Source organism: Pedobacter chitinilyticus (genome assembly GCF_003313385.1).
Lineage (GTDB): Bacteria > Bacteroidota > Bacteroidia > Sphingobacteriales > Sphingobacteriaceae > Pedobacter > Pedobacter chitinilyticus.
Map to the genome: position 1 here is coordinate 124,748 of NZ_QMHN01000007.1, position 14,621 is coordinate 139,368.

Genomic DNA, 14,621 nt, shown 5'->3' on the forward strand with positions numbered 1-14,621 from the left:
TCCTATTTAGTTAAAAACGATTGAATAAATGATTCTTCTACCTGTACTTCAGGTGCAAACTGATTGCTCTTCACATAATTATCAATACTGTAAAGCAACTGTTGTGTAGCTGGACGTTTGTCCATTTCTTTTTGGGTATCCAAAGCCAGCACCAACAATTTCCCACCGTTCACTTTAGCTTCGAAACCAATGCCCAACTTTTGATTATTATCGTAACTATCGATGATTTGAATAAACGGACGAAGCTTTTCAGGGGCATTTTGCATTTCAATCACTTTAGCGTTGTTCAAAATATCCCACCATTGCCAATCGGTATGGTAAGACGTGGTGAAATCATTAAACATGCCTTGTTTGTGGTGAATTAAACTACCAATGGTCATTGGTGGCCAAGCAAACATAATAGGATTCCAAAAGTGGTTATGGAAAACTGATTTGCGACCTTTCACCTGGTTTGGCGATGGATAAAGTACTACGGTTTTGCCTTGGGCCAATTGTTTTTTAGCAGCGTCGTCGTAAACGGTGGTATAAAGCACCTGATCGGTAGACTGCATTAAGTTTTGATGAGGCGGATACACCCAAATGTCCCAACTGTTTTTAATTTGTTCGTTCACCGAAATATGCACCGTAAGTTTTTGCTTGTTGGCAATACCTTTTAAAGGAATGGCAAATTCGCCCACAGGAAATACGCCATCATTGCCAATGGTTTGAGTTTTTAAGTTGCCTTTTTGCAATAATTTTCCCATTTCATCGGTAAGCCACCATTTTAATTTGGCATTTTTAAGGGCCGCATTACTGTAGTTATACACTTCGGCTTTGCCCGTAAAGGTTTCATGATTGAAATAAGCACTCTTCTCGTAGCGCAACAAGGCTACGGTAGGTCCGCAAAACTCCCTGAACTTCTCTGGGGTGACCAAACCTTTCGAATCCCAGAAAGGATCAAGAATCCCCACAGGGGCATAACCCTGACCAGGGAAATCGTTGATGGATAGTAACTGGAAACCCGCGGATTTTGAAGAACGCAACAAGGCCTCGATTACTGCTTTGTACTCAAGTACAGTTAATGCTCCCGAGGCACGGAAAAAGTCGTTGGCTTGATCGAGCATGCCGTTTTTTTGCAATAGGTCTTTAAATACCTCAAAGTTGCGGGCTTCTACAGGGCTGTTGGCGTATTTTTTGATTTCCTCGAAGTTAGGATATACACAACGCTGTCCCGATTCGTGGGAAATTACAGGAACGTCCACATCTGATTCGGCGCTTCTGTCCCAATCAGTATTAGGTAAACCTTCGTACACTTTTACAGGGCCTTTATTGGTTTGTTGGGATACATAATATTGATCAGATTTTACTCTGGTACGTGCAGTAGAACCACTAAACAGGTGCCGTGGATCCAGCTTTCTGCCCTCGGCTGTCAACTCCTCAATAAAATCAAAGTTGCCCGTAATTTCATTGCCATTGCAATACAACACGAAGGATGGATGGTTCCCATATTCCTTTAAAATGGCTTTAATCTCTCTGCGGAAAAAGTTATAACGGTCTTCGTCGGGTTCAGCATCTTTACCCCACATTGGCATTTCTACCTCAAAGTAAATTCCATGTTTATCGGCCATGCGGAAAGCTGCTTTTGGTGGACACCATGAGTGGAAACGCAGGTGATTCAGTCCGTAATCTTTCATTAATAACATGATGCGTTCCCAAGAAGCATCATCTACTGGCGCATAACCCGTTTTAGGGAAAACCGCATTTTCTACATTCCCTCTTAAGTGAATGGGACGGTTATTGAGCAGCACATGGCTTTTGCCTTGTTTCACTTCACGCATCCCGAAAGTATCGGCTTTGGTATGCTGGTAATTAGCCTTTCCATCGGAAGTGTTCAATTGGGCGGTAATTTGATAAAGGTTGGGATTAAATTCGTCCCAAAGCTTTACATTTTTACCAAGTGGAATGGTGCTTTCTACAAAGGTAACCGAGTCATTGCTGACTACCGCAACTTCGCTCTTAAGATGATAGTTTGGGCCAGTAATGGTAAAGGCCGCTTTTCCTTTTACCTGTTTTTTAGTATCGTTATTTACCTGCAACCTTACTTTAATGGAGTTATCCGTAATATTAGGATAAACCTGAAGGTCTTCCACAAAGACAGGATCAACGGCAATCAACTTCATCTCTCCCAAAATTCCGTTCCAATTAATTTGGGTAAACTCGGTATGGGCATGGTTCCATTTGTGGGTTTTGTATTGGAATCTATTGTCGATACAAACCGTAATACGATGGGTTTTACCAGGTTTAACAAAATCGGTTAAATCGTGGTTATGCGGCACACTGATGTAATCAATTTGACTTACTTCTTTGGTATCTACATAAATAGAACTCAGCCAATGCGTACGTTCAAAATACATAAAGATCTTTTTGCCTTTCCAAGCGGCAGGGATTTCAATATCTCGTTGGTACCAGGCTGGCCCCATGTATTCGTATTTACGGGTCAGGCGATCGATGTATTTGTAAGGATTTTTATAACCAATTTGATGGTCATCGGTAATACCAGGAAGCAGAATGGTTTCCTGTAGCTCATGGTTATATCGTGGCGATAGCGAACCTCTTCGGAAATCCATCACATCGGTTTGGAACTTCCAGGTGCCTGATAAATCTACAACGGTTTGTGCTTTTAGCGCTCCTACCTGCGCTATTAGCACGATCAAAAATATACGCGTAAGGTTTCTTAATAACTGATTATTCATTGTGCTGTCTTATATCAAATGTTGCTTTCGTGTGTTTAGCGTTGTGTTTCTAATTTATTTAAGGTGTTTATCGGCGAATTTGACGAACTGCTGCCAGTCGTATAAATTAATGTCGTGATTGCCCGAGCGTACGTGATAGCCAATAGCGCCATTCATGATGGGTTCATTTACCTTTGGTGCATCAACACCCTTGATTCCATCCAAACCAAACACCTCATAAACAGGCGTAGCATGCACACCAGAAAGAAATTCTCCCTTGGGGTCAGCCCATAAATCTTCGGCCGCACTGGCGATGTATACTGGACGAGGTGCCATTAGAGCCACGAGCTGATGCTGGTCTACCGCCAAATGTTCCTCACGATCATTATATTGTTTGAAGTTTTCGCAGAACCAATGTGGGAATAGCGTGTTGATCTTGCGGAAGGTCTCTCCAAATTTTCTTCTGGAAATGGCCGCACCACCGCAGCCTGAATCGTTAGAAATGGCCATGGCAAAGCGTTGGTCAATAGCACCTGTCCATAAAGCGGTTTTACCATGACGAGAATGTCCTATCACGGCTACTTTCTTACTATCGATGTCTTCATCGGTTTCAAAGTAATCCATGGCACAGCTTAATCCCCAGGCCCAAGCAGCTAGGGTTCCCCATTCGTCAGCCGCAGGTTTGGTTTGCCCTTTTTGGTAAAACAAAGGTTGCACGCCATTTTGATAACCATCATCGTAATCGGGATCAATATCGCCACGATAGACGGTAGCTATAGCATAACCGTTGGCAATGAGCATTTCGATAGGCCAACGTGAGGCTTCGGCACCACGTTTAAAGGTTCCCATCTGTATTTCTTTACCGCCTTCCTTGGGTTTCATTCGGGTAATGGATTCGGTAATGTTTGGATCGTCGGAAACGGTATGGTTGCCTTTAAAGTTAAGACCAAAAAACATGGGTACAGCACCATTGCGTTTGTTGGGCACATACATTAAAATGGTCATGTAGTGCTTTTCATCTTTGCTAAAATAAACGGCTACTTCTTTTCGGGTAGCCATGTTATTGATGGCATAGCGATCTTCTTTCAACACCTTAAAGTGTAAGTCCTTTGGATGTGCGGGAGCCTTACCGTATACCTGCGTTTCAAATAGTTGTAGGATTTCCTTTCTACGCTCGTTCCATTCCTCCTTGGTTACTACAGCCTTACCATTTTCCATTTTTAACGGATTGGGCAAGGTGTAGGCAGGAACTTTGGATTCGTCGTAGTTGGGCTGTTGGGCATATCCCACTGCTGATAAAGCCAATAGCGATATCAATCCTATAAGGATCTGGTTTTTATATCGATTGTATTTCATGGTGGTGAATTTTGTTGCCATTTTTATCATTCTACTATATTCTTTGAGATTGCTTCGTCGTGCCTCCTCGCAATGACGGGTTACTTCAATCCTCCCCCTACCCCTCCGAAATTGTCGGAGCAGGCTCTCCAAAGGGGGATAAGCATAGTTGCTTAGTCGACGCTGTTTAGGCATCATGCAATGACGCCGCCTTTTTCGTCATTGCGAGGAAGAATGACGAAGCAATCTTAAAGCGATAGTATTTGCTTCAAGAGATTGCTTCGTACCTCGCAATGACGAGTTAAGTTCTAAACTTTACTTACTATCATAATATGCTTTCATTAAATACCAGGCCTTCTTCCTATATCCTTGATCTGATACCAATCCTTTGCGGTTCCAATCTTCCTGATTGGTGGGATGGAAACGAAAAGGCGAACGGAAATCGAACAATACCCAAGGGGAAGTACCACGGAGGTTAGGGATATGCTTAAACATTTCTAGGTTTTCTCGGTACAAGGTGGCTTGATAGTCCTCGCTCCATGAGCTCACCACATCGGCATCACCTGTTTTACCGTAAAGTGCTTCGCCACCAAACTCTGAGACAATTAACGGCTGTCCTTTAGCCACATCCCAAGTGGCTTTATCTGGCGTTACTGGCCAGGGATGGTACCAGCCCATGTATTTATTCACCGCCACCACATCCAATTCTTTGATAAACGGATCGTCCATGATGAACACCTGCCTTTCTTTATTGAAGCGCACTAAATCAAAAGCAGCCGTAATCAATCGAGTGGTATCTATCGCTTTGGTGGTTTCAATTAAATATTTGATGAATGCGTTACGTGGTGCCGAAGGTTGCGTTTCGTTGGCTACCCCCCAGAAGGTTAATGCACAACGGTTTTTGTCACGCATTACCATTTCCTGCATCATTTTCCCTGCTTTCTCTTTGGTGGCTTGGTTTTCGAAATCAATGCCCTGCCAAATCGGGATTTCTTCCCATAACAAGAAGCCCATTTTTTCGGCCAACCTTACGATGTATTCATTTTGTGGATAGTGCGCCAAACGAATCATGTTGCAGCCTAATGCTTTGGCTTCCGATAGCAGCATCACGGCATCAGCTTGTGAAAATGCCCTGCCTTTGCGTTGTGGAATTTCTTCGTGGAAGGAAATAGATTTGAGGAAGATCGGTTGATCATTCAAATACACATCCTCCCCTTTTACCCAAACATTGCGGAAACCAATTTCTTCGGTTACCTGATCGCTTTCACTCGACACTTTCACTTTATACAAGGTTGGTGCATTTGGCGACCAACGTTTCAGCTTTTTAGTAAGAAATGACGTTTTCACCTCCCCATTAGCATCGGTTTTAAGGGTTTGCTTTAATTGCAGCTCAGGAATTTCGATGGTTACAGGCGTGTTGGCTACCTTCTCCGAAAGTTTTACATGCGCATCAATCTGGTTGGCTTTGCGTTTATCCAGTTGAATGAAGTAATCTTCGATGAACACTTTTCGGGTACTTACCAAAAACACATCACGGGTAATGCCACCGTAGTTCCACCAATCAAAAGCCATGGCTGGGATAGCGTCTACCGTGCGGGTATTGTTCACTTCCACCGCCAAAAAGTTGTTCTTCTCTTTCACAGCATCCGTCACTTCCATTTGAAAAGGCGTAAAACCACCCTCATGTTGTCCAATTTCCTTTCCGTTCAGGTAAATACGACAACGGTAGCTCACGGCTCCAAAATAGAGGAACAGACGTTTATCGCTTTGCTTAGTGACATCAAAACGACGGGCGTACCAAACTGTGCCTTCATAATATTTCAGTTCGGGCATTTGGCTATTCCAATCGGAAGGCACATTTAAACGTAAACCGTTATCGAATGAGTACTCATAAAAATCGATCTTGGTTTCGGGCTTTTTATTCAAATAGATTTTGTTCTTACGTCCCTGATCGTAGAGGTCGATAATGGCATCCCATTTTCCATTGAGCGATTGCGTTTGGCGACCATATACATTGGTAATGGTTTGCTGCGCCACCAAGTCGGTGAAAACTACACTTAAAAACAGGGATAATGCTAAGTAAAAGGTATTCGGCTTCATCATAAACGGGTGTTATTTCTTGTAAATTTTCATGGCAAACCCGCCACCTTTAGCCATGTTAAGGCTTATTTTACGGTCGGCAGGAATAGCCATAGTTTCTTTTTTGTAGTCGGAAGCAATACGGTTGGCATTGGTGCCATCACGGTAAAGTTCGGCTACATAATTTCCCTCACCTAGGAAAGAGAGATCCAAGACGGTTTGACGGGCATCCCAATTGGTCATGCCACCTACATACCATAGTGCTCCTTTTCGGCGGGCAATAGCCAAGTGTTTGCCAATTTCCCCATCTAGGGCGATGCTTTGGTCCCAAACGGTAGGCACGGTCGAAATAAAATCGGTACACTCTTGTTCTTTCTCGTAATTGGTGGGACTATCGCACAGCATATTTAAAGGCGATTCGAAAATGACATATTGGGCCAACTGGCGACAGCGAGTGCCTTGACTCATGGGTTCGTCGTTAATACCGCGATGGGTACGCTTGGTGGCATTGCGCATGGCACCTTGGGTATAATCAATGGGGCCAGCTACCATGCGGATAAAAGGCATGGTGACATCGTAGGTCACTTGATCCAGTTCGGGACCTGTCCATTTCATTTGTTCCAAGCCATGCACAGCTTCAAAGTTGATCACATTTGGGTAGGTTCTGTTGATGCCTGTAGGTTTGTAGGTACCATGGAAATCGAGCATGAGCTTGTACTTCGCAGCTATTTCCGCCGCTCGGTAGTGGAAATCCACCATCGGCTGGTCATCACGGTCCATGAAATCAATTTTGAAACCCTTTACACCCATTTCCGAGTAGTGCTTGCACACTTTTTCGAAATCTCTTTCGAAAGCATAATAACCTGCCCACAGGATGATACCCACATTTTTAGCTTTAGCATGGGCAATGAGTTGCTTCAAATCTATTTCGGGCACCACTTGGAACAGGTCAGCCTTTTTATTGACAGCCCAACCTTCATCTAAAATCACGTATTCGATATTGTTTTTAGCTGCAAAATCAATGTAAGCCTGATAGGTTTTGGTATTGATGCCTGCTTCGAAATCAACCTTCGAAATGCCCCAATGGTTCCACCACTCCCAAGCTACTTTACCTGGTTTAACCCACGATGCATCGGTTAGCTTTGACGGTGCTGCCAATTTATAGACCATGTCATTATCGGCTAATTGGGTGTCGCTAGTAGACACGATGACGATGCGCCATGGGAATTTTGCTTTGGCTTTGCTTTTAGCCAAGTACGGCTGACGAGCGGTTACTAATTGCTGTAGCTCATTATGTCCACCTTGTTTGGTGGTAGTGGGATAAGGTGCAAAGTTAGATTGTAGTGAGGTGGAGGCATTTTTATTCACCAAGTACATCCCTGGGTAGCTTTCTAAATCGGCCTCTGCCAAACATACTTTCTTTCCTTTATCTAAACTGACTACCAAGGGGCTAAATGCCAACTTATCGGCACTCATCTTGCTCAAAGTGGTGTAAGTGTATTCGTTCTCGAAGGAGTTGAAATATTGGCTTTCGATGTCCTTATATTTTCCTTTTACATAAGGCACGTAGGCATTAAAATCTTTGGCGAAATTAAAAGAAGCCTCTTCATTCTTCACCACAATGCCTTGATTGCTGTTGGATACAAAACGATATGCAATGCCTTCGTTGTAAGCCCTAAAAATGAGGCTAAAGTTTTCTTTAAACTGAAGTACCAGCTCGTTATATTGATCGGTAATTTGATTTCTTTTATAAAAGAGAGCATTAATTTGTTGATTGACGGCATGGGTCTTTGCGCTGCTTAGATGAGAGCCACGGCCCCAAACAGGACCATTTTCTAAAGCCATTGCCAATGGAGAGGGTTTTAAAATCGTATCACTTTCATGTGTAATCAAATAGCTTATCTGATCGCCTAAGCTCACGGCGGCTACCAGCTTGCCATCGGGCGATTTTAATTGGTATTGCTTTTGTGCCCAAGTAGGAAGCGACAAAGCCAATAGTAATATGGTTAAGGTATGTTTCATGCGGTGTTATGGGATAATTTCGTATTGGTACATTACAAAGTCGTTGATTTTGGGTAGGCTTACTTCAATGCTGCCTGTTTTGCTTACCGTAGTGTTGATGGCCTTGCCATTGCCTAGCACTGGCGTACATTTTATTTGGGTGCCAGCGGGTAACCAAGTTTTCACGGCGCTTGTAGCATTGGGTGTGTGTTCTCTATAAAAAATGAAGTAACCTTTGTTTCCGTTGATGGATTGAAAGCCTGTCCACGACCTGCCCGAAGGTTCATCGCCGATAGGCAAGATGATGCCTTTATGGAAATCGTGCTGTATCTTACGGTAAGCTTTAATCAGGTTTTTGATTTTTAGGGCCTCGGCAGGTAAGCCTGTTCCTTCAAACCATGCCAAAGGCTGTGCGGCCATCGTAGTAGCAAATAAATAGTCGAAGGAGTAGTTGTTTGGCGCAAAAATGTCCTTGCCATATTTATCTGCATTGCGCCACTTATTTAAAAACTCAATTTGCAGTTTCTCTGCGGGCACATATTTAGCCAGCTGCCATAAATTGCGTAGCGTCCAATAAGGGTAGTAGTTTTGCCAATCGGTATAGCGGTTTTCTAAGAATATGTTGCCATACTCGTTAAAGGTATAATAGCCTGCCCTTCTACCAGCGGTAGCATCTAAATTAAATACCACCTCGTGATTGGTTTTCTCCAACACGCCATCAAACAGTTTACGCAGGTTAATTTCCGACTGCTTGTTGGGAATAGCTAAACCATCTATTTTAAAGGTTCTGATGCCGTAGGTTTGGTATAAAGTGACCAAAGCATTCACGTCTTTCTCCCAATCGGCATAATCGTTTTGTACGCTAGGATTAAACCATAAGCAAATTTCTACACCTAACTCCTTACCTCGTTTTACAATGGGATGCAAACCGTTTGGATATTTAGCAGGATCGGGCTTCCAATAATCAGGGTTATCCCAAATGTTTTTAAAGGAGCCTTTAGCCAAGGCCGAGTTAGGGCTTTTGCCTACTTGCCATCCGTCGTCAATTTGGAAATGAGAGATCCCTAGTTCAGCCGCTTTCTCTACTTCCAGTAAACTGAACTTTTCATTTACTTTCGAGTCTTGGCTCCTATCGCCCCAAGTATTCATCATCACCATTTCATCACGCTGTGGCAATAACTTGCGCATGTTTTTCTGGTAGCTACGTAAGGCTTTCAGTTGTGCCAGTTCCGAGCCACTATACACGCCAATAACCCCGCCGTAGGCTTTGGTCCACTCCTCCGTCTTGATGTCGGCAGCGGTTAGGCCCAATCCACTCATGGTAAAATGGTTAAAGTCAGTGGTAAAATCGTAACCATGATAAGCTAATTGCACGCTAGAGGTTGGGGCTTCCTTTAAAAAGAAGAAACCACTGTTGTTTTCGTTATTGTGTGCCAATAGCAAATTCCCGCGATAGGTAGTTTTACGATAAGGGATAAACTTTCTTTCTTGGACAAGGTTATTGTTCCAATCGGTGACGTCAAAAAACTCCACAATGTTGGTTTGCCAGTGGAAACCATCCAGCTTGATTTGGTCGATGATGGCTGTAAGCTGCTGCGATTTCATGTCTTCGGCGAACTCAATATTCTTCCTATCGGCGGCATTGGCTACTTTATTGTCTACTGGAAAATCGGCGCTTCCTTTTAAATAGATATCGCAAGCAATGGTTGGACTATTCTCGTAAATGCGATACACCTTTTTAACAGACAAAGTACCTGTGGTGAAGCTGATGGTTACCGTCAAATAGTTGGGATGAATGCTGGTTTCTTTGATTTCCTTTGCTTCGTAGCTTCCATTTGAGGCCACGGCGTCCTTAGTGATTTGAAAATCGGGGGTTTTCAACCTGTTGAACCATGTTTGTTGAGCCTGCTTATCGGTTAAACTGTAGGTCATAACGTTGCCTTTGTTCCAAAGAAACTTTCTTTCCATCCATTGGTTCCCTATCACTAGGGTATCCTTATCTAATCGGCTGTAATAGCCACTATTTGCTTGGGCAGTGTACACTCCCAAAAACAATAGTGCTATCCATATACTTCTCCTTATTGGCTTCATTGATTAATTCACTTGTTTTAGCTGTAAGGCATTAATATAGTAAAATCCGTAGGCGTTATTGTTGTTACTGCCTGCGGTAATGGTAATGGTAATTTCACCCGCAGTATTTGGTGCAACCTGTTCTGCACAGGCAATATTCGAAGTGTTATTGGCGGCATCAAGCAAGGCAATTACCTCGTTAGTTCCTTTTACGGTGTATTTGGTTTCCCTATTTTCGGTACCAGAATTAGCCCTTGACCCAAAGAAACATAGGCTGTATTTCTTAGCGGTGTTTAACCCCGTTAATTTCACCACGCTTTGGGTAACCGATTTGCTCTCCCATACCGCTTTTGAATTGCCGTAATACGAATCGGAAGAAACACTGCTAGGCATATTTAACGAAGTATTGGTAGTGGTAGGCCCAGTTTGGTTGCGGTTGTTAAATCCCTCTACAATGGTAATGCTGATGTTGGTATTGGCGCCTACCTGATCTCTCAAATTAGCAATCGAGGTTCCTGCGGTATATTGAACCAATGAGTTCCACTCTGAAGGTGTGGAGTTTCCGCCAAAGTTCACCAAGATTGGTTTGGTAAAATCGGAAGTGCCGCCCCCCTGATAGTTCACCATTTGGGTCACCTCGTTAGGTTTTAATACGGCCAAATGCGCTGCGTTTTGTGCTATTTCGGTATGATAGTCGGACAAGGCCGATGGTTTGTAGGCATTGCCCACTACGCTTTCCTTAAATATAGACTCGAACCAAGTACAGGCGGCAGTATATCGGCCAATGTTGATGTCCAAATGATATCCATCTCTGCAAAAGTTATCACCAACAACACTAGTTCTTCCATTCTGAATGGCCGTACCCGCAGGCACTACCGTGTAAGTTGGGATCAGGTTTTTCGCTTGGATATAGGCATCTACTATGCCCGCATACATCTTATCCTGATTTTTATCGTAATTATTGAAAGCAGAATAGGTGGCGTTTTTTTGATAAGCCCATGTTTGGTGAAGCACATACTTTACACTTGGGTTAGTCGTCTTTGTTTTAACGTAGTTATACAAATCTACCAAAGGTGCAAAGGTGTTGAACAAGCCCGAGCTTGGACTTTCTTGTTGGAAACTGATGTAATCCCAATTGTCATCGGCCAATGCCATGGCAATAGAGACATTAGCGGTAGTGGCTTTAATGCCCTGTTGGTTAATTTTTCGGTAAGCATATGCATTGGCGTTGTTGCTAGCATTTTGCAAGTGCAGTGAAAGACTGGCACCGCCGATGTACAGGTTGCCAATCACGATTTTATGCCCACGCGAATTGGCCAATCCATATAAATAAGACTCCAGTGCATCTTCGGAAAAGCTGTTGCCAATGGCCAAAATCTTTACAATCCCATCATCGGGCACAGGCTTTTCTTGTACTGTAATGAGGCATGCCGCCAGCTTTTTACCCGAAGGGCCATAAAGGGCTACTTCCGTTTCGCCTTTGTTCTTTGCGGTAACATTGACAGAGAAATCGGCATTCACTTTAACATCGGCAATTCTCGAATCGGCTACCTGCCATTTATATTCTGCATTGGGTGTGTTTACGGTTGGTGTAAAGTTTACGTTGATCTTTAGCTCATCGCCCTGCATTAGTGTACTGGTTTCTTTGTCTAGTTTAACCGATACTTCGGGCGTTGGATTGTTTGCTGTTTTTGATTTTGAGCAGGAACCCATCCCTATGGTAAAAAGGACGAGTAAAAAGTAGCAAAGCCATTTGCTCTGTTGCAAAAGGGTAAAGGCTTTGGCTTTAGGGTACAATGTTGGTGACATGATCATATTTGGTTTGGTTAGTTTTAATGGCTACTGCACTTCAAAATCATTCAACTTCACCCAGCCTTCTTCTGTGGTTTCGGCTTCTAATGCCAACTTAATGCCTGGCTCGTTCTCCTTGCTGGTATCTACAATGGCAACCGCCCAAGCATAATGGCCTGTTGGCAATGCCACCGCAGCATTTAACTCATAAGTCGTGGGTTTATCTTTTAACCAGTTTGAGGGCTCGCTATTCTTATCTACAAAAACCTGTTTTACTTTGCTTTTACCATCTAAAATGGCAAAGGCAACTTTATATTTATAATTCCATTGCGGGATGTTATTAGGGCAATAGCCCCAACCTTTGTTTTGCCAGCGGTGGGTAATTTGGGCTTTATCGCCTGATTTAATCTTGGTAGGCACACTCACCTGGTCTGGATACAAACGGTAACCACCTTCGGACACGAAAGCCTGCACTAATGGAAACGATCTCTCAAACCACGAAGCAGTTTCGCCACCAGCTCTAAAGTCCATCATATTTACTTTTGCTTCTGCCGATGCTTCGTATTCGCCCAATCGTACATCTTCGTCATGTCCCTGTCTGTATTTTTTGCTTGGGTCTTTCCAATAGCTATGGGTACGCGAAGTGATCCAGCCGCCTTCCATAATAATAGGGCGCTTGTAATTCCATCGCTTCGCAAAATCTTTTTCCCAGTTTTGGTAATAACCCGTCATACCAAAGGCATCGTGGCGTAGGCTGTAGCCTTTATTAATGGCTTTTACCAATAATTTATCGCTATTGGTATTGGCTGGCGCCCAACTTTCGGGATGTCCCACCAAGCGATGGTAGTTGATGACTAAAGGAACCTTGGTGAAGGTGCGGGCATATAAATCGGTTACCCAATCTAGCACTTCTTCTTTTTGTTTTTCGGTGTTTGCTGGGGTGGCGGTCTTCGGGTCTTCGTATACCACAAAATGTGCTTCACCCCATTTGCCCAAACCATAGGCATCTATAAAAGAGGTTCGCTCGGGATCGTTAAAATCCTTGGCTAATGCTTCTATGAATTTAGTATAGTACTTTCTAAAAATAGGATCTTGCGGGTATGGGGTTTGCCTATCGGGATGTTCGCTGTTTTCTACATAATATTTAGCGCCTGCATCAAACACAAACTGTGGGGTGTTTTGTCCTTGGTCACGACCATCAACCACTATGCGGAAAGCAATGGGCAGTCCTCTTTTTTGTGCGCCTCTAATGAGCTGTCCTATTCTCGAGTTGGGATCGTTCCAAGTGTATACGCCTTCGCTAGGGTTTAAGGACGACCAACTGGTGCGCAGGTAACAGGCCGAAGCGTAATCGATAGGCTTTACTTTTTTGCCTAAGCTGGGCACCAAATATTCGCTATCCCAGTAAGATTCTTCGGCACTGCGGGCGGCATACATCACCCAACCGTTTAAAGGGTTGCGTAATACGCTAACACTATCGTATGCAGGGCTTAGGGAAACATAATTGGCTTTAGGGTCAACATCGTTGCTTTGATCGTTTTTAAAAGCGGTGATGAAAACGGTAAGGCACACCAATGTGGTGAGTAGGGTATAAAGGTTTCTTTGGTTCATTAATGGGTATCGTCTAGGGATCATTAGGGTTTCAGTTGGCTTTGATTAGGCATGCTTGTATAGCGCAAATGGCGATGGCATTGCTTAAGGGATTGGGGTTCAAAAAAAGACGAGTACAGGATTTTAAACCTGTGGTATTTGGTTTCATACATTCACTTGGTTAGGTTAAACAGGGTTGGCAAAGCATTGCGCTATGCACCTCCCTGAAATACAAAAGTAGCCAACCCCGCCTTTGTCCATGGTATGGTTTTGTTCAGAAATGGTTCGTTTTTGTACAGAAAGAATGGGGAGGTTACTGGCAATTCATTCTTATCTGTAGTTTAGTTGGGGATTAGGGAACAGGGGCTAGGAGTTAGGGGTTAGTGGATAGTAGTTAGTGGATAGTGGTTAGTGCTGAGTAGGGAAATGTATTCCTTGCTCCCTACCTATCAATGATAACCTAGCATACGCTCCTCGCCTGTCATTTCGAGTATCACGAGGATTCTCTAATAATACAAAGGAGATCCTTCGCTACCGAAGTGTCGGTACAGGTAGCGCTCTGGATGACAAAAATGAACGGACAATGAACTAATGAACAATTGAACCAATGAACCAAAAAGCGAAGTTTAAAGATCTCTCCGCTACGGTCGAGATGACGGATATGAGTGGACTGTACTAATTACCTAATGAACAAGTGAACCAATGAACCAATAAGCACAATATCCTTAGCTATGCTCCCTACCTGTCATTCCGAGTATAACGAGGAATCTCTAATAATACGAAGGAGATCCTTCGCTACCGAAGTGTCGGTATAGGTAGCGCTCTGGATGACAAACATGAACGGACAATGAACTAATGAACAATTGAACCAATGAACCAAAAAGCGAAGTTTAAAGATCTCTCCGCTACGGTCGAGATGACGGACATGAGTGGACTGTACTAATTACCTAATGAACAAGTGAACCAATGAACCAATAAGCACAATATCCTTAGCTATGCTCCCTACCTGTCATTCCGAGTATAACGAGGAATCTCTAATAATAC

7 protein-coding genes are annotated in these 14,621 nt (G+C 43.4%); all 7 read right to left on the bottom strand.

Features of this window, described 5'->3' with window-relative positions; genetic code table 11:
• Nucleotides 1–2 precede the first annotated feature (2 nt).
• Nucleotides 3–2,732, bottom strand: a complete 2,730-nt coding sequence (locus tag DUT70_RS18840) for a glycoside hydrolase family 2 protein (RefSeq protein ID WP_113648923.1) — start codon at nt 2,730–2,732, stop codon at nt 3–5.
• A gap of 54 nt (nt 2,733–2,786) precedes the next feature.
• The gene (locus tag DUT70_RS18845) at nt 2,787–4,088 is read right to left on the bottom strand and encodes a glucuronyl esterase domain-containing protein (protein ID WP_205529842.1); all 1,302 of its coding nucleotides are present in this window, start codon (nt 4,086–4,088) and stop codon (nt 2,787–2,789) included.
• Between the two features lie 273 nt (nt 4,089–4,361).
• A complete protein-coding gene (locus DUT70_RS18850; protein WP_113648924.1) occupies nt 4,362–6,149 on the bottom strand; it encodes a glycoside hydrolase family 2 protein in 1,788 nt (595 codons plus the stop codon).
• 9 nt (nt 6,150–6,158) lie between these two features.
• Entirely contained in the window at nt 6,159–8,147 is a 1,989-nt protein-coding gene (locus DUT70_RS18855) for a glycoside hydrolase family 97 protein (protein WP_113648925.1), read from the bottom strand.
• Between the two features lie 6 nt (nt 8,148–8,153).
• On the bottom strand, nt 8,154–10,217 hold the full coding sequence (locus DUT70_RS18860; protein WP_113648926.1) for an alpha-galactosidase: 2,064 nt from the start codon (nt 10,215–10,217) through the stop codon (nt 8,154–8,156).
• A gap of 3 nt (nt 10,218–10,220) precedes the next feature.
• Nucleotides 10,221–12,005, bottom strand: a complete 1,785-nt coding sequence (locus DUT70_RS18865) for a DUF4886 domain-containing protein (protein WP_162926670.1) — start codon at nt 12,003–12,005, stop codon at nt 10,221–10,223.
• A gap of 30 nt (nt 12,006–12,035) precedes the next feature.
• Complete coding sequence (locus DUT70_RS18870) at nt 12,036–13,598, bottom strand: DUF4832 domain-containing protein (protein ID WP_240432196.1); 1,563 nt, start codon at nt 13,596–13,598, stop codon at nt 12,036–12,038.
• Nucleotides 13,599–14,621 lie beyond the last annotated feature (1,023 nt).